This window comes from Enterobacter cloacae complex sp. 382A5 (assembly GCF_050031095.1).
Taxonomy (GTDB): Bacteria; Pseudomonadota; Gammaproteobacteria; order Enterobacterales; family Enterobacteriaceae; genus Enterobacter; species Enterobacter cloacae.
On record NZ_JBLGVK010000002.1, the window covers coordinates 59,388 to 84,440 of the forward strand.

25 protein-coding genes and 4 pseudogenes are annotated in these 25,053 nt (G+C 52.0%); 17 read left to right on the forward strand and 12 right to left on the reverse strand.

Going from position 1 to position 25,053, the window contains the following annotated elements; genetic code table 11:
* Positions 1 to 146: 146 nt before the first annotated feature.
* Positions 147 to 686, forward strand: coding sequence for a hypothetical protein (locus ACQG2G_RS22920; protein ID WP_426769501.1), 540 nt, complete (start codon positions 147 to 149; stop codon positions 684 to 686).
* Positions 687 to 1,609: 923 nt separating this feature from the next.
* Here ACQG2G_RS22920 and ACQG2G_RS22925 read toward each other — a convergent pair.
* Positions 1,610 to 1,966: pseudogene (locus tag ACQG2G_RS22925) on the reverse strand (IS1 family transposase); the annotation flags it as partial.
* A 268-nt stretch (positions 1,967 to 2,234) separates the two neighbouring features.
* A complete protein-coding gene (repE, locus tag ACQG2G_RS22930; protein ID WP_000807690.1) occupies positions 2,235 to 2,990 on the reverse strand; it encodes a replication initiation protein RepE in 756 nt (251 codons plus the stop codon).
* 533 nt (positions 2,991 to 3,523) lie between these two features.
* Here repE and ACQG2G_RS22935 point away from each other — a divergent pair.
* A pseudogene (locus ACQG2G_RS22935) lies at positions 3,524 to 3,991 on the forward strand (IS1 family transposase).
* A 10-nt stretch (positions 3,992 to 4,001) separates the two neighbouring features.
* Here ACQG2G_RS22935 and ACQG2G_RS22940 read toward each other — a convergent pair.
* The 5 genes from ACQG2G_RS22940 to intI1 form a co-directional block, all read right to left on the reverse strand.
* Positions 4,002 to 4,193, reverse strand: a complete 192-nt coding sequence (locus ACQG2G_RS22940; RefSeq protein WP_000861580.1) for a hypothetical protein — start codon at positions 4,191 to 4,193, stop codon at positions 4,002 to 4,004.
* Between the two features lie 8 nt (positions 4,194 to 4,201).
* Positions 4,202 to 4,588: a plasmid stabilization protein StbA gene (gene stbA / locus ACQG2G_RS22945; protein WP_001039463.1), complete on the reverse strand. Its 387-nt coding sequence runs from the start codon at positions 4,586 to 4,588 to the stop codon at positions 4,202 to 4,204.
* Positions 4,589 to 5,339: 751 nt separating this feature from the next.
* Entirely contained in the window at positions 5,340 to 6,044 is a 705-nt protein-coding gene (locus ACQG2G_RS22950) for an IS6-like element IS26 family transposase (protein WP_001067855.1), read from the reverse strand.
* Between the two features lie 516 nt (positions 6,045 to 6,560).
* Positions 6,561 to 7,130: a recombinase family protein gene (locus ACQG2G_RS22955; protein ID WP_001749988.1), complete on the reverse strand. Its 570-nt coding sequence runs from the start codon at positions 7,128 to 7,130 to the stop codon at positions 6,561 to 6,563.
* A gap of 392 nt (positions 7,131 to 7,522) precedes the next feature.
* Complete coding sequence (gene intI1, locus ACQG2G_RS22960) at positions 7,523 to 8,536, reverse strand: class 1 integron integrase IntI1 (RefSeq protein ID WP_000845048.1); 1,014 nt, start codon at positions 8,534 to 8,536, stop codon at positions 7,523 to 7,525.
* A 291-nt stretch (positions 8,537 to 8,827) separates the two neighbouring features.
* On the opposite strand from intI1, the gene ACQG2G_RS22965 reads away from it, so the two are divergent.
* From ACQG2G_RS22965 to ACQG2G_RS23000, 8 genes are all read left to right on the forward strand, one after another.
* Positions 8,828 to 9,382 (forward strand): fluoroquinolone-acetylating aminoglycoside 6'-N-acetyltransferase AAC(6')-Ib-cr5, encoded by a 555-nt coding sequence (locus tag ACQG2G_RS22965; RefSeq protein WP_063840321.1) that lies wholly within the window; start codon positions 8,828 to 8,830, stop codon positions 9,380 to 9,382.
* Positions 9,383 to 9,478: 96 nt separating this feature from the next.
* Positions 9,479 to 9,931, forward strand: a complete 453-nt coding sequence (locus ACQG2G_RS22970; RefSeq protein ID WP_001749986.1) for an NAD(+)--rifampin ADP-ribosyltransferase Arr-3 — start codon at positions 9,479 to 9,481, stop codon at positions 9,929 to 9,931.
* A gap of 132 nt (positions 9,932 to 10,063) precedes the next feature.
* Positions 10,064 to 10,537, forward strand: a complete 474-nt coding sequence (gene dfrA27 / locus ACQG2G_RS22975; protein ID WP_001749985.1) for a trimethoprim-resistant dihydrofolate reductase DfrA27 — start codon at positions 10,064 to 10,066, stop codon at positions 10,535 to 10,537.
* A 180-nt stretch (positions 10,538 to 10,717) separates the two neighbouring features.
* Entirely contained in the window at positions 10,718 to 11,563 is an 846-nt protein-coding gene (locus tag ACQG2G_RS22980; protein ID WP_001749984.1) for an ANT(3'')-Ia family aminoglycoside nucleotidyltransferase AadA16, read from the forward strand.
* 116 nt (positions 11,564 to 11,679) lie between these two features.
* Positions 11,680 to 12,027 (forward strand): quaternary ammonium compound efflux SMR transporter QacE delta 1, encoded by a 348-nt coding sequence (locus tag ACQG2G_RS22985; RefSeq protein WP_000679427.1) that lies wholly within the window; start codon positions 11,680 to 11,682, stop codon positions 12,025 to 12,027.
* Complete coding sequence (gene sul1 / locus ACQG2G_RS22990) at positions 12,021 to 12,860, forward strand: sulfonamide-resistant dihydropteroate synthase Sul1 (protein WP_000259031.1); 840 nt, start codon at positions 12,021 to 12,023, stop codon at positions 12,858 to 12,860. Before ACQG2G_RS22985 ends, sul1 (ACQG2G_RS22990) begins: the two co-directional genes overlap by 7 nt.
* Before the next feature lie 404 nt (positions 12,861 to 13,264).
* Complete coding sequence (locus ACQG2G_RS22995; RefSeq protein ID WP_000050481.1) at positions 13,265 to 14,806, forward strand: IS91-like element ISCR1 family transposase; 1,542 nt, start codon at positions 13,265 to 13,267, stop codon at positions 14,804 to 14,806.
* A 464-nt stretch (positions 14,807 to 15,270) separates the two neighbouring features.
* Entirely contained in the window at positions 15,271 to 16,179 is a 909-nt protein-coding gene (locus tag ACQG2G_RS23000) for an SDR family oxidoreductase (protein ID WP_001749993.1), read from the forward strand.
* Positions 16,180 to 16,270: 91 nt separating this feature from the next.
* Here the strand turns inward: ACQG2G_RS23000 and ACQG2G_RS23005 are convergent, their stop codons facing one another.
* Positions 16,271 to 16,915, reverse strand: coding sequence for a quinolone resistance pentapeptide repeat protein QnrB6 (locus ACQG2G_RS23005; RefSeq protein WP_001749994.1), 645 nt, complete (start codon positions 16,913 to 16,915; stop codon positions 16,271 to 16,273).
* Between the two features lie 94 nt (positions 16,916 to 17,009).
* Positions 17,010 to 17,120: pseudogene (locus ACQG2G_RS23010) on the reverse strand (helix-turn-helix domain-containing protein); the annotation flags it as partial.
* A 25-nt stretch (positions 17,121 to 17,145) separates the two neighbouring features.
* On the opposite strand from ACQG2G_RS23010, the gene ACQG2G_RS23015 reads away from it, so the two are divergent.
* From ACQG2G_RS23015 to ACQG2G_RS23035, 5 genes are all read left to right on the forward strand, one after another.
* Entirely contained in the window at positions 17,146 to 17,493 is a 348-nt protein-coding gene (locus ACQG2G_RS23015; RefSeq protein ID WP_000679427.1) for a quaternary ammonium compound efflux SMR transporter QacE delta 1, read from the forward strand.
* Entirely contained in the window at positions 17,487 to 18,326 is an 840-nt protein-coding gene (sul1, locus tag ACQG2G_RS23020; RefSeq protein ID WP_000259031.1) for a sulfonamide-resistant dihydropteroate synthase Sul1, read from the forward strand. Before ACQG2G_RS23015 ends, sul1 (ACQG2G_RS23020) begins: the two co-directional genes overlap by 7 nt.
* Positions 18,327 to 18,453: 127 nt before the next feature.
* The gene (locus ACQG2G_RS23025) at positions 18,454 to 18,954 is read left to right on the forward strand and encodes a GNAT family N-acetyltransferase (RefSeq protein ID WP_000376623.1); all 501 of its coding nucleotides are present in this window, start codon (positions 18,454 to 18,456) and stop codon (positions 18,952 to 18,954) included.
* 506 nt (positions 18,955 to 19,460) lie between these two features.
* The gene (locus tag ACQG2G_RS23030) at positions 19,461 to 20,225 is read left to right on the forward strand and encodes an IS6-like element IS6100 family transposase (RefSeq protein WP_001389365.1); all 765 of its coding nucleotides are present in this window, start codon (positions 19,461 to 19,463) and stop codon (positions 20,223 to 20,225) included.
* A gap of 266 nt (positions 20,226 to 20,491) precedes the next feature.
* Positions 20,492 to 21,700, forward strand: a complete 1,209-nt coding sequence (locus tag ACQG2G_RS23035; protein WP_001749969.1) for a type II site-specific deoxyribonuclease — start codon at positions 20,492 to 20,494, stop codon at positions 21,698 to 21,700.
* A gap of 33 nt (positions 21,701 to 21,733) precedes the next feature.
* Here ACQG2G_RS23035 and ACQG2G_RS23040 read toward each other — a convergent pair whose 3' ends face one another.
* On the reverse strand, positions 21,734 to 23,167 hold the full coding sequence (locus ACQG2G_RS23040) for a DNA cytosine methyltransferase (protein WP_001288432.1): 1,434 nt from the start codon (positions 23,165 to 23,167) through the stop codon (positions 21,734 to 21,736).
* Positions 23,168 to 23,265: 98 nt separating this feature from the next.
* Here ACQG2G_RS23040 and ACQG2G_RS23045 point away from each other — a divergent pair.
* Positions 23,266 to 23,538: pseudogene (locus ACQG2G_RS23045) on the forward strand (IS1 family transposase); the annotation flags it as partial.
* Positions 23,539 to 23,548: 10 nt separating this feature from the next.
* Here ACQG2G_RS23045 and ACQG2G_RS23050 read toward each other — a convergent pair.
* Positions 23,549 to 23,755, reverse strand: a complete 207-nt coding sequence (locus ACQG2G_RS23050; protein WP_001749967.1) for a hypothetical protein — start codon at positions 23,753 to 23,755, stop codon at positions 23,549 to 23,551.
* 4 nt (positions 23,756 to 23,759) lie between these two features.
* A complete protein-coding gene (locus ACQG2G_RS23055; RefSeq protein WP_071549088.1) occupies positions 23,760 to 24,272 on the reverse strand; it encodes a restriction endonuclease in 513 nt (170 codons plus the stop codon).
* 24 nt (positions 24,273 to 24,296) lie between these two features.
* On the opposite strand from ACQG2G_RS23055, the gene ACQG2G_RS23060 reads away from it, so the two are divergent.
* Complete coding sequence (locus ACQG2G_RS23060) at positions 24,297 to 25,001, forward strand: IS6-like element IS26 family transposase (RefSeq protein ID WP_001067855.1); 705 nt, start codon at positions 24,297 to 24,299, stop codon at positions 24,999 to 25,001.
* Positions 25,002 to 25,053 lie beyond the last annotated feature (52 nt).

Here is a 25,053-nt window from a genome sequence, read left to right on the forward strand (position 1 = left end):
CTATTTTCGCGGGAAGTATGGGAGCCATCGTCGTTCTGACGGTATTTGTGTACCACTGCCTGAAATCCTCCCGTCCTCTTCTCGACCTGAGTCTGTTCCATTCCCGGACTTTCACAACGGCAACAATAGGCATGGGATGTTTTTATATGAGTTTTGCCGTTATGTTACTTGGCGGCACGATGTTTCTGACCCAGGCATGGCACCTGACCGCCGCACAGGCAGGTCTTGCTTTTGCTGCGGGACCCGGCACCGCCGTTGTCGCCTCGCTGCTTATCGGGAGGGTAAAGGCCACTCCACAGAACCTTGCTGTCGCAGGCTCCGTACTGTACTTCCTGAGTGGACTCTGGTGGTTTTTAACGCTCAGCGACCATACCGATAATGCCTGGTTACTGAACTATTTGCCCGGACTGATTATGACCGGACTCGGTGCGGGTATCGCGCAGACGGGCTTTATGGCAGGTGCGGTTTCCGGGCTTCCGGCCCATATGTATTCGACAGGAACAGGGCTGATCAACACCTCACGCCAGATTGGTGCGGCGATCGGCATTGCGCTTTTTGTTGCTCTAAGCGGTAAAGCTGCTGCACCCGAATCCTTCCATGCAGCCTGGCTGCTGATGAGCCTGTGTGGCCTTATTGCGGCGCTGTCGGCGAATTACCTGCGCCGCAAAATTTCGCCGAAAAAGTAAATGCCTCAGCAACACGGGAGCAAGTCAATGTCCGCTCCTGGCACAAAGCAGACGTTAAGACTTACAGCATCGGGAAACTTCTGGATGCCGCGTCAGCGGCATGGAGGCGCCAGATGAGGTTACATGTGTCTGTGGAGTGAAATGGCGCCGAAAGCCCGGCGTAGCCGGTTGCCGGGCTATAAATTCTGCCACCCTACCCCCTGCCCTGATTAGCCTTAACCCGCTAACAGCAATGAAGAAGTCAAAGTAATCCCTTTTAACCCCGGTGAGCGGGCTTTACGGCGTTTACGACGTAAAGGGCGTGATTTCCGGGGCCTTAGCGGCGGCAGCTTGCTGCTGACGCTTAGGGGGATGTTCATCAACTATCTCAGCGACACCAGGGAACTTAACACGGTAGCTGCAAAGCTATACCCGCTAAAAACGTCTCAGATGCCTCTGTACGCGGTCGGAGTGGTCCCGGCAAGGACAGCCGCAGCCTGGGCGTATCTCCGCGTTAGCGGGCCGCAGGGCCGCTTACGAGCGTGTACCAGACAACTGACCGCAGCTCCACCGACAGCGATGAAGAAGAGTAGTTACAACACCCATCATTAAAAGCGACACTACTCCCGGCCTTCGGCCGGGGGCGGCGGCGCTTTTCAGTGGTGGGGAGGGGCTCCTGGCTGGCAAACCGGCGCTGGTTTTATGATGATTTGTTTTTTGAATGCTGTAACTAATTTAATTCTCCGGTCGGGGCCCGTCGCGGAGCGATGGGAGCTCTCTCAGGTGTTGCCGAACCGGCGCGACCGTCAGGTCGCTGCAAGGGCGGGCATTCTCCCGAGCCTGTCCACAGGGCAGGCGATGAACAGGTTATGTGTTTACAGGATTTATTGAAGGATCTTTAAAAGAGATACAGAGCTGGTGTTTAAAAGGAACCACGCGCCCTGAAAGTCCGACGGCAGGCTCAGAAGATGCTCCAGCGTGGCCATAGTACGTTCACCGAAGACGTGTGCAACAACCGTCCTCCGTATCCTGTCATACGCGTAAAACAACCAGCGCTGGCGTGATTTAGCGCCGACGAACCCCACTGTTCGTCTATTTCCGCGCAAACAATGACGTCACTGCCCGGTTGTATGCGTGAGTTTACCGACTGCGGCCTGAGAGGCGGTGTAAGTGAACTGTAGCTGCCATGTTTTACGGCAGTGAGAGCAGAGATAGCGCTGATGTCCGGCAGTACTTTTACCGTTACGCACCACGCCTTCAGTAGCTGAGCAGGAGGGACAAGTGATGGAGATGGAAGCCACGGGAGCACCTCAAAAACACCATCATACACTAAATCAGTAAGTTGGCACCATTACCCGGGAAGAGGGAGAAAATCTAGTGTGACAAACTACCCTCAGGATAGGGTGACAAATTGCCCTCAATTCTGGCTCCACTACCGGTTACAGCCAAAAAAACTATGAGTAAGCGCAGGATGCCAGGGAGGGAACAGCAAAACTGTGACAAATCACCCTCAACTTTCCAGATCAAATGTGACGAACCACCCTTAAATCTGTGACAGATAGCCCTCAACTATTCAATCGTCATGGAGGTTATATCACGGAAGGAAAATACGATATGCGTCGTCTGGCGGCCTTTCTTTTTCTCGATGTAAGAAAGGCGCATTGGTGTCCGGCTGTTGATCTCGTCAACACTTGCCTGCAGGAAACGGCGGCGAAAGTCCGGCATACGCTGGTAACTTTGAGGTAGCTGGTAGCGTTCCATGATCCAGTCGATTTTCAGGGACACGACACCTGAGCCATCAGGTTTACGGTACTGGCACAGAGATTCGTATAAACGCATGGCGTACGGATTGGTAATCTCTTTTGTTTCACTGAGCCGGAACTGCGTAAACCGGTTCTGTAACCCGATGAAGAAGGGAATCAGATATGGGTTGATATGTACGCTGTAAAGCCCTCTGGATGGGCTGTGCGCACGTTTAATAAACCAGGGAAAGGATTCATACCCTTTTTCATCGCCGGCATCCTCTTCAGGGCGATAGAAAACCACTTCCTTACCCGCAAAACCTTTTAAAGCCTGTCGTATATCCTTACTGGCTTCAGCGGAGGTCAGCCCGAATGTTTCAGCGTATTTAGCAACGTGAATTTCGCAGATGCCGTCATGTTCCTGCAGGGAGCCGTCGGATTTTCTGATCTGGTCAACGAACAGATACAGCATACGCTTTTGATCCCTGGAGAGACTATATGCCGCCTCAGTCAGCTCGTTAGACTGGACAATCCGCGGGCTATTTTTACGTTTTTTATGGTTTATAACCGCTATTTCCGCCATGACAGGTCCATGCGAAGTGTGACAGACTTTAAGATTGTCACACTTCATAAAACAGAGTCAACAGGGATGGATAACTTTGTGAAAAGCAACGCTTCCTGAGGGCAATTTGTCACAGGGTTAAGGGCAACTTGTCACAGAAATGGCGGCTATTTGAGGGTGATTTGTCACACTGAAAGGGCGTTTTGTCACAGATCCCTCTCTGGAACCCGCATGGATAAAGGCCTGTGGGCATTCTAAAAATAAAAATCTAACAACTATTTAAAAAGATCTTATAAAAATATCCCCGTGGATAAGTGGATAACCCCTATGGGAGGTGATTTTGCAGGCATTGAGCGTATGCAGAATTTATGAGTACTGTTCCATGGTGCTTCCTCGCTCACTCGGGGCTTCGCCCTGTCGCTCGGCTGCGGCGAGCACTGCTGGCTCGATTATATCTGTGGCCAGAAGTTAGACATACAGCCTATTCTGTCCAGTTCTGGGTAATGCTACCAACTTGCTGATTTAGTGTATGATGGTGGTTTTGAGGTGCTCCAGTGGCTTCCATCTCCATCACTTGTCCCTCCTGCTCAGCTACTGAAGGCGTGGTGCGTAACGGTAAAAGTACTGCCGGACATCAGCGCTATCTCTGCTCTCACTGCCGTAAAACATGGCAGCTACAGTTCACTTACACCGCCTCTCAGGCCGCAGTCGGTAAACTCACGCATACAACCGGGCAGTGACGTCATTGTTTGCGCGGAAATAGACGAACAGTGGGGTTCGTCGGCGCTAAATCACGCCAGCGCTGGTTGTTTTACGCGTATGACAGGATACGGAGGACGGTTGTGGCGCACGTCTTCGGTGAACGCACTCTGGCCACGCTGGAGCGTCTTCCGGGCCTGCTGTCGGCCTTTGAGGTCGTGGTATGGATGACGGATGACTGGCCGCTTTATGAATCACGCCTGAAGGGAGAACTGCATGACAAAGTCATTGGACATTATCTGAACATAAAACACTACCAGTAAGTTGGAGTCATTACCCCTCAATCAAACGTGAGAAGTCGTCACCTTTAAAACTGGTCACATTTTCAATACCCAGATCGGAAGCAGACTGGTTGATAGTCTCTACCGCATAGAACTTTGCACCAGTCAGCCGCGGGGCTAACAGGTAAGATGAAATTAAGGTTTTACGAACACTGCCACTGTAATTAATTACCGCTACTTTCATAAATCACCTCAGAATTTTTTGTTGAACTTCTTAGGGTCGAAATTCTCACCGATTTTATTGAAGAATTCTTTATCAATAATGCCGGGACTCTCTGCTTTTTCACTTTCCTGCGCTTCAGGCTCAGACGGTTGTGTATTGTGCAATACACTTTCCGCTGCACCCTTCGCGCTACTCTTATCATGTGTATTGTGCAATACATTTTTTCGGTTTTGCCGCGTTCTATACAGTGCCATCTCAAGCCCTTTGGCTGTTACCGAAAAGCTGTATTCGCTGTCGAGGATTTCAGCAATTTCATGCCGCGTTAGCCCTCTGTCCAGCCAGTTCTCGATTTCATTTAGGCGCAATCTGACAGCAGCCGATAAGTTGCGGGGTTTCAGATCTGCTGGTTTATTCATAACCCCCTCCGTTGTATGAAAATGACTCTACAACACTCGTAAGAAGGGGTCAATCGAGTTTTGTAGTTTATCTGTAGTTTTCTTGTAGTCTATTTGTAGTCTGTCACGTTTTTTGTAGTTTCTTTGTAGTTTTATTGTAGTCTATTTGTAGTCTTCCAACACTAAGGCAAAACGTTTTTTGTAGTTTATCTGTAGTTTATCTGTAGTTTTTGGTTGCTCAGATGGTCATGCAAGCATGACCATCAAAGAATAGGACGCTTTTTAGCCAAATGACCCTTAACCTACGGAGATCGCCCTACCAAAAAAAGATGATTTTTTATCCCTTAACCTGCTATACACCTAACGCAGCGTGATAAATCACGCTATCTCACTGATTTAAAAGAAAAAAAACCAAATTTAACCATGCTGCGGTATTACCCAGGTATTACAAATCTAATCTAACTTACTGATTTAAAACATTTTTTATTTATTACTTTGGTAATACTATGATTTCACCGTATTAGACACCCTTTTTTCGTTTAAAAAATGCACAAAGTGAGGACTGAATGCCAACAATAACCGCAAAAGTATCAGATGAACTTTTGGCCTATATAGACCTGGTTTCAGGTGGTAATCGGTCAGAGTATCTGCGGCGCTGCCTTGAAGCTGGCCCAGGTGATCTGGAGTCCGGGTTGAAAATAGTTACCAACCAGCTGAGCGGGCACTGTTGCAAAGTTAGCGATGAGGCAGCGTTTTGTCTTATTCAAAGGCCTTACATTTCAAAAACTCTGCTTACCAGGCGCATTTCGCCCAGGGGATCACCATAATAAAATGCTGAGGCCTGGCCTTTGCGTAGTGCACGCATCACCTCAATACCTTTGATGGTGGCGTAAGCCGTCTTCATGGATTTAAATCCCAGCGTGGCGCCGATTATCCGTTTCAGTTTGCCATGATCGCATTCAATCACGTTGTTCCGGTACTTAATCTGTCGGTGTTCAACGTCAGACGGGCACCGGCCTTCGCGTTTGAGCAGAGCAAGCGCGCGACCATAGGCGGGCGCTTTATCCGTGTTGATGAATCGCGGGATCTGCCACTTCTTCACGTTGTTGAGGATTTTACCCAGAAACCGGTATGCAGCTTTGCTGTTACGACGGGAGGAGAGATAAAAATCGACAGTGCGGCCCCGGCTGTCGACGGCCCGGTACAGATACGCCCAGCGGCCATTGACCTTCACGTAGGTTTCATCCATGTGCCACGGGCAAAGATCGGAAGGGTTACGCCAGTACCAGCGCAGCCGTTTTTCCATTTCAGGCGCATAACGCTGAACCCAGCGGTAAATCGTGGAGTGATCGACATTCACTCCGCGTTCAGCCAGCATCTCCTGCAGCTCACGGTAACTGATGCCGTATTTGCAGTACCAGCGTACGGCCCACAGAATGATGTCACGCTGAAAATGCCGGCCTTTGAATGGGTTCATGTGCAGCTCCATCAGCAAAAGGGGATGATAAGTTTATCACCACCGACTATTTGCAACAGTGCCATCTGCAAACGGTCACCAAGTAAAATGCAAATGGGTAGTCAAGTCCGATGCAATTACGCAGCCCGGCAAGGTGGGCCGATTCCCATATCGACATGTATGTAGCTTGTGTTATCCGTGGATTGTGCAGCTCAGCGGGTCGCTGGTCGTATGGCGTAGTGTCCCCCGTAACCGGCCGCGTGCGGCCGCTAACGCGCAGTACGGCGCCGCGACCCGAAGGCGGGCCGCCGTTCCCGCGCGCAGGCGCGCGGCGCCCACTGCGCACCACCGTGGGGGACGTGCGGCAGCTGCGTGGCGGCGGGCTGGGTTATGGCTTTGCAGGGAGGGGCTGGGCCGGGCGATACGGTCAGCGTTGCGGTTTCCGGCGATTTGCGGCCGGTGCCCGTTTAAGTCCGGCGTGGTCGCCTTCCATGCCCTGACGGGCATAAGAAAATAAAACCGCCATGCTGCGGTCATTCATGATTTTGTGGTGTAGCGATAAATAGTCATGCGAGAAACGTTGAAGCGCTTAGCAACTGCACCAACTGTCATTTCAGGATCAGCAAGTAAGATTCTAATTTGTTTAACATCTTCTTCAGAAAGTGACGGTTTTCTCCCTCCCACACGGCCCCTTGCGCGTGCAGCTGCAAGGCCTGAGCGCGTTCTTTCAATATTGCGGTTGCGTTCAAAGCTAGAGAATATCGCCATCAGATGAGTATAGATTTCCCCTATAACTGGCGCATTTGTGTCTATTCTGTCCTTGATGGCTATGAAAGTTATTCCGCGTTTCTTCAGGTCGTCGAGTAAAGTAATGACTTGACCCAATGAACCGCCGAGCCGATCTAGTGCCCAAACTACTAGGGTATCTCCCTCGCGCAATGCTTTCAGGCAGTTCTCCAGTTCCGGCGCACCTTTTTTGTCGCGCTTGGGGCCGCTACGTGAGGTCTGATCCTGATAGATTTGCTCACATCCAGCTTTTGTTAGTTCGTCAACCTGGTGCGCCACATCCTGAAGATGCGTAGATTTACGTGCATAGCCGATTTTCATTCTTTTCTCGCTAATTAGTTATGGGGTTATTGTTATGTTGATACAGTAACGAGTTTTGTTACATGAGGGGAGTCATTTTTCGGGAGAAGTCAGGACTTTTCAAGACTGTCACAAAAACCATCGTTTTTGATACATTAATTTAACCAATAGGTTGCAGATCAAATCGCCTGTAACAGCCTTTCTGGCTGTTTGTCGTTTTCAGAAGACGGCTGCACTGAACGTCAGAAGCCGACTGCACTATAGCAGCGGAGGGGTTGGATCCATCAGGCAACGACGGGCTGCTGCCGGCCATCAGCGGACGCAGGGAGGACTTTCCGCAACCGGCCGTTCGATGCGGCACCGATGGCCTTCGCGCAGGGGTAGTGAATCCGCCAGGATTGACTTGCGCTGCCCTACCTCTCACTAGTGAGGGGCGGCAGCGCATCAAGCGGTGAGCGCACTCCGGCACCGCCAACTTTCAGCACATGCGTGTAAATCATCGTCGTAGAGACGTCGGAATGGCCGAGCAGATCCTGCACGGTTCGAATGTCGTAACCGCTGCGGAGCAAGGCCGTCGCGAACGAGTGGCGGAGGGTGTGCGGTGTGGCGGGCTTCGTGATGCCTGCTTGTTCTACGGCACGTTTGAAGGCGCGCTGAAAGGTCTGGTCATACATGTGATGGCGACGCACGACACCGCTCCGTGGATCGGTCGAATGCGTGTGCTGCGCAAAAACCCAGAACCACGGCCAGGAATGCCCGGCGCGCGGATACTTCCGCTCAAGGGCGTCGGGAAGCGCAACGCCGCTGCGGCCCTCGGCCTGGTCCTTCAGCCACCATGCCCGTGCACGCGACAGCTGCTCGCGCAGGCTGGGTGCCAAGCTCTCGGGTAACATCAAGGCCCGATCCTTGGAGCCCTTGCCCTCCCGCACGATGATCGTGCCGTGATCGAAATCCAGATCCTTGACCCGCAGTTGCAAACCCTCACTGATCCGCATGCCCGTTCCATACAGAAGCTGGGCGAACAAACGATGCTCGCCTTCCAGAAAACCGAGGATGCGAACCACTTCATCCGGGGTCAGCACCACCGGCAAGCGCCGCGACGGCCGAGGTCTTCCGATCTCCTGAAGCCAGGGCAGATCCGTGCACAGCACCTTGCCGTAGAAGAACAGCAAGGCCGCCAATGCCTGACGATGCGTGGAGACCGAAACCTTGCGCTCGTTCGCCAGCCAGGACAGAAATGCCTCGACTTCGCTGCTGCCCAAGGTTGCCGGGTGACGCACACCGTGGAAACGGATGAAGGCACGAACCCAGTGGACATAAGCCTGTTCGGTTCGTAAGCTGTAATGCAAGTAGCGTATGCGCTCACGCAACTGGTCCAGAACCTTGACCGAACGCAGCGGTGGTAACGGCGCAGTGGCGGTTTTCATGGCTTGTTATGACTGTTTTTTTGTACAGTCTATGCCTCGGGCATCCAAGCAGCAAGCGCGTTACGCCGTGGGTCGATGTTTGATGTTATGGAGCAGCAACGATGTTACGCAGCAGGGCAGTCGCCCTAAAACAAAGTTAGATGCACTAAGCACATAATTGCTCACAGCCAAACTATCAGGTCAAGTCTGCTTTTATTATTTTTAAGCGTGCATAATAAGCCCTACACAAATTGGGAGTTAGACATCATGAGCAACGCAAAAACAAAGTTAGGCATCACAAAGTACAGCATCGTGACCAACAGCAACGATTCCGTCACACTGCGCCTCATGACTGAGCATGACCTTGCGATGCTCTATGAGTGGCTAAATCGATCTCATATCGTCGAGTGGTGGGGCGGAGAAGAAGCACGCCCGACACTTGCTGACGTACAGGAACAGTACTTGCCAAGCGTTTTAGCGCAAGAGTCCGTCACTCCATACATTGCAATGCTGAATGGAGAGCCGATTGGGTATGCCCAGTCGTACGTTGCTCTTGGAAGCGGGGACGGACGGTGGGAAGAAGAAACCGATCCAGGAGTACGCGGAATAGACCAGTTACTGGCGAATGCATCACAACTGGGCAAAGGCTTGGGAACCAAGCTGGTTCGAGCTCTGGTTGAGTTGCTGTTCAATGATCCCGAGGTCACCAAGATCCAAACGGACCCGTCGCCGAGCAACTTGCGAGCGATCCGATGCTACGAGAAAGCGGGGTTTGAGAGGCAAGGTACCGTAACCACCCCATATGGTCCAGCCGTGTACATGGTTCAAACACGCCAGGCATTCGAGCGAACACGCAGTGATGCCTAACCCTTCCATCGAGGGGGACGTCCAAGGGCTGGCGCCCTTGGCCGCCCCTCATGTCAAACGTTATGCAGCCAAATCCCAACAATTAAGGGTCTTAAAATGGTAAAAGATTGGATTCCCATCTCTCATGATAATTACAAGCAGGTGCAAGGACCGTTCTATCATGGAACCAAAGCCAATTTGGCGATTGGTGACTTGCTAACCACAGGGTTCATCTCTCATTTCGAGGACGGTCGTATTCTTAAGCACATCTACTTTTCAGCCTTGATGGAGCCAGCAGTTTGGGGAGCTGAACTTGCTATGTCACTGTCTGGCCTCGAGGGTCGCGGCTACATATACATAGTTGAGCCAACAGGACCGTTCGAAGACGATCCGAATCTTACGAACAAAAGATTTCCCGGTAATCCAACACAGTCCTATAGAACCTGCGAACCCTTGAGAATTGTTGGCGTTGTTGAAGACTGGGAGGGGCATCCTGTTGAATTAATAAGGGGAATGTTGGATTCGTTGGAGGACTTAAAGCGCCGTGGTTTACACGTCATTGAAGACTAGTCCTTTGCATAACAAAGCCATCAAACCGGACGCCAGAGATTCCGCGCCTGTTGCGCATGGCTTCGCCATTTTATGCGCAATAGGCGCGCCACCCTGTCGCCGTTTATGGCGGCGTTAACCCAAAGGAGTATCGTGAAAATATCACTAATGGCTGCAAAAGCAAGAAATGGGGTTATTGGCTGCGGCTCGGATATCCCGTGGAACGCTAAAGGTGAGCAGCTGCTTTTTAAAGCAATAACTTACAATCAATGGCTCTTAGTCGGCCGTAAAACATTTGAGGCAATGGGGGCTCTCCCAAATAGAAAGTATGCAGTTGTCAGCCGCTCAGGATCGGTAGCTACTAACGATGATGTGGTTGTGTTTCCATCTATAGAAGCAGCAATGAGGGAGCTAAAGACTCTTACGAACCATGTTGTTGTTTCTGGTGGTGGAGAGATCTACAAGAGTCTGATCGCCCATGCCGACACGCTACATATCTCGACAATAGATTCCGAGCCAGAGGGCAATGTTTTCTTTCCGGAAATCCCCAAAGAGTTCAATGTGGTGTTCGAGCAGGAATTTCATTCAAATATAAATTATCGCTATCAAATCTGGCAAAGGGGTTAACCATCCAAGCCATCGGACACATTTTGCTTCGCTGCGCTCAAAACGCAAAATGTGCCGCTGCTTAGCGGCGTTAGATGCACTAAGCACATAATTGCTCACAGCCAAACTATCAGGTCAAGTCTGCTTTTATTATTTTTAAGCGTGCATAATAAGCCCTACACAAATTGGGAGTTAGACATCATGAGCAACGCAGTGCCCGCCGAGATTTCGGTACAGCTATCACAGGCACTCAACGTCATCGAGCATCATCTGGGATCGACGTTGCTGGCCGTGCATTTGTACGGCTCTGCACTCGACGGTGGCCTGAAGCCATGCAGTGATATTGATTTGCTGGTTACTGTGACTGCACAGCTCGATGAGACTGTGCGGCAGGCTCTGTTCGTAGATTTCCTGGAAGTTTCCGCTTCTCCCGGCCAAAGTGAAGCTCTCCGTGCCTTGGAAGTTACCATCGTCGTGTACGGCGATGTTGTTCCTTGGCGTTATCCAGCCAGACGGGAACTGCAATTCGGGGAGTGGCAGCGCAAGGACATTCTTGCGGGCATCTTCGAGCCCGCGACAACCGATGTTGATCTGGCTATTCTGCTAACTAAAGCAAGGCAACACAGCCTTGCCTTGGCAGGTTCGGCCGCGGAAGATTTCTTCAACTCAGTCCCGGAAAGCGATCTATTCAAAGCACTGGCCGACACCTTGAAACTATGGAACTCACAACCGGATTGGGCAGGCGACGAGCGGAATGTAGTGCTTACTTTGTCTCGCATTTGGTACAGCGCAGCAACCGGCAAGATCGCGCCGAAGGATGTAGCTGCCAACTGGGTAATGGAACGCCTGCCCGTCCAACATCAGCCCGTGCTGCTTGAAGCCCAGCAGGCTTACCTTGGACAAGGGATGGATTGCTTGGCCTCACGCGCTGATCAGTTGACTGCGTTCATTTACTTTGTGAAGCACGAAGCCGCCAGTCTGCTCGGCTCCACGCCAATGATGTCTAACAGTTCATTCAAGCCGACGCCGCTTCGCGGCGCAGCTTAATTCAGGCGTTAGATGCACTAAGCACATAATTGCTCACAGCCAAACTATCAGGTCAAGTCTGCTTTTATTATTTTTAAGCGTGCATAATAAGCCCTACACAAATTGGGAGATATATCATGAAAGGCTGGCTTTTTCTTGTTATCGCAATAGTTGGCGAAGTAATCGCAACATCCGCATTAAAATCTAGCGAGGGCTTTACTAAGCTTGCCCCTTCCGCCGTTGTCATAATCGGTTATGGCATCGCATTTTATTTTCTTTCTCTGGTTCTGAAATCCATCCCTGTCGGTGTTGCTTATGCAGTCTGGTCGGGACTCGGCGTCGTCATAATTACAGCCATTGCCTGGTTGCTTCATGGGCAAAAGCTTGATGCGTGGGGCTTTGTAGGTATGGGGCTCATAATTGCTGCCTTTTTGCTCGCCCGATCCCCATCGTGGAAGTCGCTGCGGAGGCCGACGCCATGGTGACGGTGTTCGGCATTCTGAATCTCACCGAGGACTCCTTCTTCGATGAGAGCCGGCGGCTAGACCCCGCCGGCGCTGTCACCGCGGCGATCGAAATGCTGCGAGTCGGATCAGACGTCGTGGATGTCGGACCGGCCGCCAGCCATCCGGACGCGAGGCCTGTATCGCCGGCCGATGAGATCAGACGTATTGCGCCGCTCTTAGACGCCCTGTCCGATCAGATGCACCGTGTTTCAATCGACAGCTTCCAACCGGAAACCCAGCGCTATGCGCTCAAGCGCGGCGTGGGCTACCTGAACGATATCCAAGGATTTCCTGACCCTGCGCTCTATCCCGATATTGCTGAGGCGGACTGCAGGCTGGTGGTTATGCACTCAGCGCAGCGGGATGGCATCGCCACCCGCACCGGTCACCTTCGACCCGAAGACGCGCTCGACGAGATTGTGCGGTTCTTCGAGGCGCGGGTTTCCGCCTTGCGACGGAGCGGGGTCGCTGCCGACCGGCTCATCCTCGATCCGGGGATGGGATTTTTCTTGAGCCCCGCACCGGAAACATCGCTGCACGTGCTGTCGAACCTTCAAAAGCTGAAGTCGGCGTTGGGGCTTCCGCTATTGGTCTCGGTGTCGCGGAAATCCTTCTTGGGCGCCACCGTTGGCCTTCCTGTAAAGGATCTGGGTCCAGCGAGCCTTGCGGCGGAACTTCACGCGATCGGCAATGGCGCTGACTACGTCCGCACCCACGCGCCTGGAGATCTGCGAAGCGCAATCACCTTCTCGGAAACCCTCGCGAAATTTCGCAGTCGCGACGCCAGAGACCGAGGGTTAGATCATGCCTAGCATTCACCTTCCGGCCGCCCGCTAAATATCTCCTTTTGGGTTGTTAATAAAACATCCAATAAGTTGACTGTGCGTGAAAAAGAAAGTTTTGTGTGATGGCGTTGAAGATCGCACCGTTAAGCTCTTATGTGGGATGGTGCAGAGCTCGACGACTACCGATAAAACGCAACCGCCGCAAACAGACAAGAAAAAGCCCCAACTGATAACAGTTGGGGCTTCAGTATTGTGATTGGTGGAGCAATAGCACCCTGAACCCAAAACCTTCTCGCTCAACCGGTAGTGGCTGATAACAACTCGTGAGGGCTATTGCGGGTTAAGCATTTAGCGATGTCTAGGGCCAGACTGGACGTCTGAACGCAAGCCGCTGATACTGTACATAACCACAGTATCAGCGGAGGATACCCATGTCGCTGGCAAGGAACGCCACGGCGAGTCAATCGCCCACTCAAACAAACGGTTACGAACGCCACCAACCCGACCAGACGCTGCTCTACCAGCTGGTTGAGCAGCACTACCCAGCCTTCAAAGCCTCACTCGAAGCCCAAGGTCAACACCTGCCTCGCTACATCCAACAAGAATTCAACGACCTCCTCCAATGTGGCCGTCTGGAGTATGGTTTCATGCGGGTTCGCTGCGAGGATTGTCATCACGAGCGTCTGGTCGCCTTCAGCTGTAAACGACGCGGCTTTTGCCCTAGCTGCGGTGCCCGCCGGATGGCCGAGAGTGCGGCGCTGCTGATAGACGAAGTCTTCCCCAAGGAGCCCATTCGCCAGTGGGTGCTCAGCTTTCCTTTCCAGCTACGCTTTTTGCTGGCTCGCCATCCCCAGCTGATGGGCCAGGTCTTGAGTATCGTCTATCGTACACTCTCAACTCATCTGATCAAAAAAGCCGGTTACACCAAAGCCTCTGCACAAACTGGCTCAGTGACTCTTATCCAACGCTTTGGCTCCGCGCTAAATCTCAATGTCCACTACCACATGCTGTTTCTCGATGGTGTCTATGCCGAAGATGACTATGGCAAGCAACGCTTCCATCGTGTCAAGGCACCCACTTACGATGAGCTGAATACGCTCGCTCACACCCTCAGCCATCGCATCGCTCGCTGCATGGAAAAGCGTGGGATTTTGGAGCGTGATGCCGAGAATACGTGGTTGACACTGGAAGAGGGCGAAGACGATACGCTGACTCAATTACATGGTGCTTCGGTTACGTATCGCATTGCCGTCGGCCCCCAGCAAGGGCGCAAAGTCTTCACCCTGCAAACCTTGCCAGGGCGTGAGGATAAAGCCGACTCAAGCAGTCGAGTAGCCAACCATGCTGGTTTCTCGCTACACGCCGGTGTGATGGCCGAAGCGCATCAGCGGGATAAGCTTGAGCGCTTGTGTCGCTACATTAGTCGGCCAGCGGTTTCAGAAAAACGTCTGGCATTAACCGCCAATGGGCAGGTGCGTTACGAGCTCAAAACTCCGTACCGCAATGGCACCACCCATGTGATCTTCGAGCCGCTGGACTTCATCGCCAAACTCGCTGCGTTGGTACCTAAGCCGCGAGTCAACCTCACACGCTTCCACGGCGTCTTTGCACCGAACAGCAAACACCGAGTTCAAGTAACACCCGCCAAGCGGGGCAAGAAGCCCGACAAATCGGAAGGTCTCGATACTAACTGGCGTGACAAGAGTCCTGCAGAGCGCCACCGCGCCATGACCTGGATGCAACGCCTCAAGCGAGTCTTCAATATTGATATTGAAGTCTGCGAACACTGCGGCGGTCACGTCAAAGTGATTGCCAGCATCGAAGATCCGAAGGTCATTGAGCAGATTCTCAAGCATCTGAAACAGAAAACAGCCAAGGCGAATGCCGCCAAGCAGCGTGAGCTGCCACCAGAACGAGCGCCGCCACTGACTCCCAGCCTGTTCGATCCATCACAGAGTCGTCTCTTTGACTGACGACCCCAAATCCAACACTGCTCAACACTGCCAACTTTTAAACGGGGCGGTGGGGCAGTTTGTATCTCTCGAGCTATCAGGCTAGAGATTTTACCGCCAAATCGAACCTTATTAGAGCGGTTTAGGCTGGACCGGCAGTTAAAATTGGGGCTTGAGCGGTAAACGAGTGAGGGAATTTCAGGTAAGATACTTCGGATGAGGAGCAAAAAGGTGGTTTATACTTCCTATACCCCAGATTGAGATGTTAAGTGTGGTTGCTATTTATTAACACTGCGAACTGGATAAGTCTCAAATAATATTTTTTAAATTAAATCTAACGTTGGTGGGGATATAAGCGCAACGGTAGAGGAAAGTAGGGAGGGTAATATTCCGAGAAAATTAAGTGTAGCTGGATAATATAGGTCATACCATTCATTTTGGTCTACGATTATTAGTCTTTGTGATAAATAATGAGAGGTAATTGAATGGCTGGCTTAAACAAGGAAAAAAAGACCATCAATAAAACCAATTCTGCGCGTTTTCCGGCGCCGCCTTTTCAACAGCAGCAGCAGCCCTTTCCCGGGCTGGCGGGGAAAATGCAACCGCGCCCCGATCATGGAGAAGACAGCTATCAGGGAAGCGGTCGCCTGAATGGGCGCAAGGTATTAATTACCGGTGGGGATTCAGGGATTGGTCGTGCTGTTGCTATTGCCTATGCTCGTGAAGGCGCTGATGTTGCGATTAACTATTTACCTGAAGAAGAAGACGATGCGCGTGAAGTGGTCGATCTGATAAAAAAAGCAGGCAGAAATGTTTTGGCCATCCCCGGCGATATCCGTGATGAGGCTTTTTGCGGTCATCTGGTAACACAGGCGGTAAAAGGACTGGGAGGGTTGGATATCCTCGTCAATAATGCGGGTCGTCAGCAATTTTGTGAGTCAATTGAGGAACTCACCACAGAAGACTTCGACGCAACATTCAAAACCAATGTTTACGCTATGTTTTGGATCACCAAAGCGGCCATACCCCATCTTTCACCAGACAGCGTGATAATTAATACCTCCTCCGTACAGGCTTATGAGCCAAGTGAAATCTTGCTTGATTATGCTCAGACTAAAGCAGCTATCGTGGCATTTACTAAATCGCTGGCGAAACAGCTGGCCCCGAAAGGGATCCGTGTCAATGCCGTCGCGCCGGGTCCATACTGGACTGTACTGCAGTGCTGTGGTGGTCAACCGCAGGAAAAGGTGGAGAAATTTGGGGCAAATGCGCCGCTGGGACGCCCTGGTCAACCGGTGGAAATCGCGCCGCTTTATGTCACCCTGGCCGCTCGGGAGAACAGCTATACGTCTGGTCAGGTCTGGTGTTCTGATGGGGGGACCGGAACCCTCTAACGTTTACGCTCTGTGCGTCGAAAGTGACTTTTAAGGCAAGGGCGGACACTATTGTATAAGGGCGGGAGCGGTACTTACCGCTCCGTGAATGCTAACCAATCACCGCGATGCCAAGCCGCTCCATGAGCAACGACGCCTGGTAGTTGTCCAGCTTAACGCCTTGTAAATCAACGCCCCGAATATCTAAGTCACCCAACTCCGAATTGGTCAGATCGCAATGTGTGAAGTTCGCTGCTCGCCAGTCGAAAGTCGAAAACTCGCCGCCGGAGAGATCTGAACCACTGAACGTCGCGCCCAGTACCTGGGCACCCATCCAACGGTTTTCCCACAGCTCACACTTTTCCAACACGACTTTCGAAAAATTGGCGTAGCTTAGATTGGTATTCGTGATATATGCGCTACAAAACCAGGTGCGCGTGGTGATCATATTCATAAAGCTTGCGCCGCGGAAATCTGCGCCTTGTGCGCGGCAGTGGCGAATTTCAATGCCCAGCGCACTGGCATTGCGAAAATCCGCCATGGATAAATCACAGCTTTTAAAAATGGCATCTTTCAGCATCGCACGACTAAAATTGCACCCTTTCTGGCTTTCACGATCATAGAACTGACAGCCGATAAATTCAGTGCCGCTCAGGTCGGCACCTGAAAAATCACAGTTAAAAAATGTACTATTTTCAATTTTCTCACCGGTGAAACGGTTTCTGTCAATTTTTTCGCCAACGAGTGCCAGAGCCATATTTGTACCTGTTTTTTTATACAGTAATGGCGTCATGGTAAACCCTGATGGGGTTATGCGTCAAATCCGCCAATATGACATCTGCAAATGTGCGTTAAATCTGGTGTTTTTTCAGCAAAGCGCGAAGCTGATGGTAAGTCAGCCCCAGTAATTCAGCGGCTTTTTTCTGGTTAAATTTTGCCTGCTGTAAGCCGTGCATAATAAGCCCTACACAAATTGGGAGATATATCATGAAAGGCTGGCTTTTTCTTGTTATCGCAATAGTTGGCGAAGTAATCGCAACATCCGCATTAAAATCTAGCGAGGGCTTTACTAAGCTTGCCCCTTCCGCCGTTGTCATAATCGGTTATGGCATCGCATTTTATTTTCTTTCTCTGGTTCTGAAATCCATCCCTGTCGGTGTTGCTTATGCAGTCTGGTCGGGACTCGGCGTCGTCATAATTACAGCCATTGCCTGGTTGCTTCATGGGCAAAAGCTTGATGCGTGGGGCTTTGTAGGTATGGGGCTCATAATTGCTGCCTTTTTGCTCGCCCGATCCCCATCGTGGAAGTCGCTGCGGAGGCCGACGCCATGGTGACGGTGTTCGGCATTCTGAATCTCACCGAGGACTCCTTCTTCGATGAGAGCCGGCGGCTAGACCCCGCCGGCGCTGTCACCGCGGCGATCGAAATGCTGCGAGTCGGATCAGACGTCGTGGATGTCGGACCGGCCGCCAGCCATCCGGACGCGAGGCCTGTATCGCCGGCCGATGAGATCAGACGTATTGCGCCGCTCTTAGACGCCCTGTCCGATCAGATGCACCGTGTTTCAATCGACAGCTTCCAACCGGAAACCCAGCGCTATGCGCTCAAGCGCGGCGTGGGCTACCTGAACGATATCCAAGGATTTCCTGACCCTGCGCTCTATCCCGATATTGCTGAGGCGGACTGCAGGCTGGTGGTTATGCACTCAGCGCAGCGGGATGGCATCGCCACCCGCACCGGTCACCTTCGACCCGAAGACGCGCTCGACGAGATTGTGCGGTTCTTCGAGGCGCGGGTTTCCGCCTTGCGACGGAGCGGGGTCGCTGCCGACCGGCTCATCCTCGATCCGGGGATGGGATTTTTCTTGAGCCCCGCACCGGAAACATCGCTGCACGTGCTGTCGAACCTTCAAAAGCTGAAGTCGGCGTTGGGGCTTCCGCTATTGGTCTCGGTGTCGCGGAAATCCTTCTTGGGCGCCACCGTTGGCCTTCCTGTAAAGGATCTGGGTCCAGCGAGCCTTGCGGCGGAACTTCACGCGATCGGCAATGGCGCTGACTACGTCCGCACCCACGCGCCTGGAGATCTGCGAAGCGCAATCACCTTCTCGGAAACCCTCGCGAAATTTCGCAGTCGCGACGCCAGAGACCGAGGGTTAGATCATGCCTAGCATTCACCTTCCGGCCGCCCGCTAGCGGACCCTGGTCAGGTTCCGCGAAGGTGGGCGCAGACATGCTGGGCTCGTCAGGATCAAACTGCACTATGAGGCGGCGGTTCATACCGCGCCAGGGGAGCGAATGGACAGCGAGGAGCCTCCGAACGTTCGGGTCGCCTGCTCGGGTGATATCGACGAGGTTGTGCGGCTGATGCACGACGCTGCGGCGTGGATGTCCGCCAAGGGAACGCCCGCCTGGGACGTCGCGCGGATCGACCGGACATTCGCGGAGACCTTCGTCCTGAGATCCGAGCTCCTAGTCGCGAGTTGCAGCGACGGCATCGTCGGCTGTTGCACCTTGTCGGCCGAGGATCCCGAGTTCTGGCCCGACGCCCTCAAGGGGGAGGCCGCATATCTGCACAAGCTCGCGGTGCGACGGACACATGCGGGCCGGGGTGTCAGCTCCGCGCTGATCGAGGCTTGCCGCCATGCCGCGCGAACGCAGGGGTGCGCCAAGCTGCGGCTCGACTGCCACCCGAACCTGCGTGGCCTATACGAGCGGCTCGGATTCACCCACGTCGACACTTTCAATCCCGGCTGGGATCCAACCTTCATCGCAGAACGCCTAGAACTCGAAATCTAACGTCCGTTCGGGCATCGAGGTCCATGTCGGGGTGGGACGGGCCCGTGGCTTCAAGATCACTTGCAGTCCGACCGCGATGTCTTGGTTGCGCGAGAGGTTGTCGATATCCTCCACTTCCATCATCAACCCTGGATAATGCCGCCGCCGTCATCGCCGCCGACGCCCGTGCCGGGCTTTTCGGGCCTGTCAGGCTTGCTCGGCCTTCAGCCTGCCTGGGCGAGATCTCCGGCGGACGGATTAACGGCGGAGCTTCGCCGCCTTTCGTGCGTGTGAAGGCCGAAGATAGTTCTCTCAAAAACATCCGTTTATGAGAGATACCAAATGTCATTTTCAGAAGACGACTGCACCAGTTGATTGGGCGTAATGGCTGTTGTGCAGCCAGCTCCTGACAGTTCAATATCAGAAGTGATCTGCACCAATCTCGACTATGCTCAATACTCGTGTGGGCTCTGTTGCAAAAATCGTGAAGCTTGAGCATGCTTGGCGGAGATTGGACGGACGGAACGATGACGGATTTCAAGTGGCGCCATTTCCAGGGTGATGTGATCCTGTGGGCGGTGCGCTGGTATTGTCGCTATCCGATCAGCTATCGCGACCTTGAGGAAATGCTGGCGGAACGCGGCATTTCGGTCGACCATACGACGATCTATCGCTGGGTCCAGTGCTACGCCCCGGAGATGGAGAAGCGGCTGCGCTGGTTCTGGCGGCGTGGCTTTGATCCGAGCTGGCGCCTGGATGAAACCTACGTCAAGGTGCGGGGCAAGTGGACCTACCTGTACCGGGCAGTCGACAAGCGGGGCGACACGATCGATTTCTACCTGTCGCCGACCCGCAGCGCCAAGGCAGCGAAGCGGTTCCTGGGCAAGGCCCTGCGAGGCCTGAAGCACTGGGAAAAGCCTGCCACGCTCAATACCGACAAAGCGCCGAGCTATGGTGCAGCGATCACCGAATTGAAGCGCGAAGGAAAGCTGGACCGGGAGACGGCCCACCGGCAGGTGAAGTATCTCAATAACGTGATCGAGGCCGATCACGGAAAGCTCAAGATACTGATCAAGCCGGTGCGCGGTTTCAAATCGATCCCCACGGCCTATGCCACGATCAAGGGATTCGAAGTCATGCGAGCCCTGCGCAAAGGACAGGCTCGCCCCTGGTGCCTGCAGCCCGGCATCAGGGGCGAGGTGCGCCTTGTGGAGAGAGCTTTTGGCATTGGGCCCTCGGCGCTGACGGAGGCCATGGGCATGCTCAACCACCATTTCGCAGCAGCCGCCTGATCGGCGCAGAGCGACAGCCTACCTCTGACTGCCGCCAATCTTTGCAACAGAGCCTCCGTCGCCATGCTCACCTCGCTTTGGTGCACACGAGTATTGAGCATAGTCGAGATTGGTGCAGATCACTTCTGATATTGAACTGTCAGGAGCTGGCTGCACAACAGCCATTACGCCCAATCAACTGGTGCAGTCGTCTTCTGAAAATGACACTGTTTGTATATAATCATGAAAAAATGGTGAGTAGAGTTTCAGGGTAACAGGGGATGCTTATGTCGGTTTTCCACAACTGGCTACTTGAGATCGCATGTGAGAATTACTTCGTCTACATCAAACGCCTTTCCGCCAACGATACCGGCGCAACAGGTGGTCACCAGGTAGGGCTTTATATCCCTTCAGGTATCGTTGAAAAACTCTTTCCGTCTATCAACCATACCCGTGAACTGAACCCTTCGGTTTTTCTCACCGCACATGTGTCATCGCATGATTGCCCTGACAGCGAAGCCAGGGCAATTTATTATAACAGCCGTCATTTTGGTAAAACCCGGAATGAAAAAAGGATTACCCGCTGGGGTAGAGGCAGCCCACTTCAGGATCCTGAAAATACAGGGGCTCTGACGCTCCTGGCTTTCAAGCTTGATGAGCAAGGGGGGGACTGTAAGGAAGTAAATATTTGGGTATGCGCCAGCACTGATGAAGAGGACGTCATTGAGACCGCTATTGGTGAAGTTATACCCGGAGCGCTTATATCCGGCCCCGCAGGACAGATTCTAGGCGGACTATCTCTACAGCAAGCGCCAGTAAATCATAAATATATTCTACCTGAAGACTGGCACCTGCGCTTTCCGTCGGGAAGTGAAATTATTCAGTATGCAGCCAGCCATTATGTGAAAAATTCCCTTGATCCGGATGAGCAACTTCTTGACCGCCGGCGCGTGGAGTACGACATATTTCTATTGGTTGAGGAACTGCATGTTCTGGATATCATCCGGAAAGGATTTGGCTCTGTGGATGAATTTATTGCGCTGGCCAATTCTGTCAGCAATCGCCGTAAATCCAGAGCCGGGAAGTCGCTGGAACTGCACCTGGAGCATCTATTCATTGAGCACGGCCTGCGACACTTTGCGACGCAGGCCATCACAGAAGGTAATAAAAAACCCGATTTCCTTTTCCCTTCCGCAGGGGCTTACCACGATACTGAGTTTCCCGTAGAAAATCTGCGCATGCTGGCAGTCAAGACTACCTGTAAGGATCGCTGGCGTCAGATACTGAATGAGGCCGATAAAATTCATCAGGTGCATCTGTTTACACTCCAGGAGGGAGTTTCTCTGGCTCAATATCGGGAGATGCGGGAGTCGGGTGTCAGATTGGTCGTGCCATCATCTCTGCACAAAAAATACCCGGAGGCGGTGAGAGCTGAGCTAATGACGCTAGGTGCGTTTATTGCTGAGCTGACAGGGCTTTACGCAGATATTCCATAGATTATCTCCCGGCATAAATACCGGGAGGAGCGATCAGATTCGTTCAACCTTGCACGAATCGGCATTAACCGCTTTCAGGATATAAGGTTCAAGCAGTTTGGCTACGGCTTCAAACACGGGCACCACTACGGAGTTACCGAACTGCCTGTACGACTGAGTGTCTGACACAGGAATGCGAAAAGGCCTGCCATCTACTTTTTCAAAACCCATAAGGCGCGCGCACTCTCGCGGAGTCAGCCTGCGGGGCCGATGCGCCTGATTTTCTTCGTTCGCGAAGTCTGTTTCACCTGTGGCCATATCCCAGCCACGGTCTATCAGAATTTCAGACCCGTCTTTGTGATAGCGAGCAGAAAGCGTACGGGCAATGCTTTCTTTATTTTCAGGATTAACGAGGCCAAAACCGAATCCGTTACCCTTAGCTGCGTGCTTTTTGGCGTAGTTATAGAGATACTCCCAGAGTTTCGGCGTCAGTATATATTTGCTGTCAACCACGGGTTCCAGCAGTTCGCCAAATGACGGACGCTGTTCCGGATAAAAACGACTAATATCGCGCAGGGTAAAGCCCTGGTGAATGTTCAGATCACGGCGGAAACCGACCAAAACGATACGTTCTCGGTGCTGAGGTAAAAAGTGTTTTCCGTCGATAACTTTAGGATCGTTTTTGCCCATCTCAGCTGCATCCGCAACTTCATAGCCAAGTTCGTCGAGGGTATCCATGATGACTTTAAAGGTTTTACCCTTGTCATGGCTCTTCAGGTTTTTAACGTTTTCAAGAACAAAGATGGCAGGTTTTTTTGCGCGGATAATACGCGCCACATCGAAGAAAAGCGTTCCCTGAGCCTCACATTCGAAACCATGCGCGCGCCCGAGCGAGTTTTTCTTGCTTACGCCCGCAAGGCTGAACGGTTGACAGGGGAAACCTGCTAGAAGTACATCATGATCCGGCACATGCTCATTAATGTAAGCATAGGCATCGTTTTCAGGTACTTCAGGTTTATCACTGAGCGTGACTTCCCGAATATCTAGATTGAAAGTGTGTTCCTGAGCATCGTTAAACCAGTTAGCTTTATATGTGCGCACAGCCTCTTTATTCCATTCACTGGTAAAAACGCACTGGCCACCGATGGTTTCGAAGCCCTTCCGTATACCTCCAATCCCAGCAAACAGGTCAATAAACCGGAAGGCATAGTCAGGGTGATGTGCAGGCGCTTCCGGAAGCATTTTTCGTAGAAGTTCCTCTTCGGCTAACGTCAGCGTCTTAGGTGAGCACTTACCATTAATCCAGCGATTAAGAGTCTCGCGACTCCACTCATTTTTACCAACTTTTCTAAGCAGTTCAGCCACGTACTTCTGGTCATAGATTTCCAGCACCTGCCCGAGCAGCTTTTTATCATTTTCCTGTCGCAGTTGTTCTTCCGCTTCTGCTTTCTCAAGCAGATCCTGCGCCAGTAATTCAAATTCAGACATATTGCCTCCATTGGGTCTTATGGGTGAAACTGTATCACTCATTTGACCCAGATTGAATGTTTTTATCTGGATATTTAAACAGGTTTATTGTTAGGTAACGCACGTTGGCCACGCTGGAGCGTCTTCTGGGCCTGCTGTCGGCCTTTGAGGTCGTGGTATGGATGACGGATGGCTGGCCGCTGTATGAATCCCGCCTGAAGGGAAAGCTGCACGTTATCAGCAAGCGTTACACTCAGCGCATTGAGCGACATAACCTGAATCTGAGACAACATCTGGCAAGGCTGGGACGGAAGTCACTGTCGTTCTCAAAATCGGTGGAGCTGCATGACAAGGTCATCGGGCATTATCTGAACATAAAACACTATCAGTAAGTTGGAGTCATTACCGGTTCTCTTTGTCTTTTAGTGATTCTATAAACCTCATTACGTCTGAATATAAAAATCTATTATTTGATTTATGTGGCTCATGAGGTTGTGGGATGGTCTTGTTTTTGAATGTGCCAGTTTTCTTAATGGCAAAGATTAACTCACCTTCTGTTATTCCTAACATTTCAGCAAATGTTTTTGCTTCTATAGTTACTGACTTCATTTAATTAACTCTCATGGTATCGATTTTCTTTACCGGCATCTTTAACAATGGTGCTCGTTTCTAGTGTTGCTGCGGTACGCTTCATCATCGTCTGCGGGGCGGTTGCGATAGTGAAGGAGCTGCCGGGCGTGAGCAAATCTATCAGGCGCTGGCCGCTGATAATCTCCATCCGTTCACTGGCAATACTGACAGATTTTGAACCTGCGCCGGTTTTCCCGGTATGGCAAAACAGACCGCGACAGTTATGACGTTTAAGCAACTTCTCGAACTCCTGTACGTGCTGTAAAGCAATATGGCCGCGATAGCGTTTAGCCTGAATAAGATAGCGATATTTTCCTATTATTACCTGGCCGTCAATGCCTCCATCGCCGGTATAGCGTTTGTTTCTGATGGTTCTGAAGCCATGCGCTTCAAATCCTTCCAGCAACAGTTCTTCAAACACAAAAGGATCAATTTTCCTCAGGTAGTTAATTTTTTGGGCACTGTTGCAAATAGTCGGTGGTGATAAACTTATCATCCCCTTTTGCTGATGGAGCTGCACATGAACCCATTCAAAGGCCGGCATTTTCAGCGTGACATCATTCTGTGGGCCGTACGCTGGTACTGCAAATACGGCATCAGTTACCGTGAGCTGCAGGAGATGCTGGCTGAACGCGGAGTGAATGTCGATCACTCCACGATTTACCGCTGGGTTCAGCGTTATGCGCCTGAAATGGAAAAACGGCTGCGCTGGTACTGGCGTAACCCTTCCGATCTTTGCCCGTGGCACATGGATGAAACCTACGTGAAGGTCAATGGCCGCTGGGCGTATCTGTACCGGGCCGTCGACAGCCGGGGCCGCACTGTCGATTTTTATCTCTCCTCCCGTCGTAACAGCAAAGCTGCATACCGGTTTCTGGGTAAAATCCTCAACAACGTGAAGAAGTGGCAGATCCCGCGATTCATCAACACGGATAAAGCGCCCGCCTATGGTCGCGCGCTTGCTCTGCTCAAACGCGAAGGCCGGTGCCCGTCTGACGTTGAACACCGACAGATTAAGTACCGGAACAACGTGATTGAATGCGATCATGGCAAACTGAAACGGATAATCGGCGCCACGCTGGGATTTAAATCCATGAAGACGGCTTACGCCACCATCAAAGGTATTGAGGTGATGCGTGCACTACGCAAAGGCCAGGCCTCAGCATTTTATTATGGTGATCCCCTGGGCGAAATGCGCCTGGTAAGCAGAGTTTTTGAAATGTAAGGCCTTTGAATAAGACAAAAGGCTGCCTCATCGCTAACTTTGCAACAGTGCC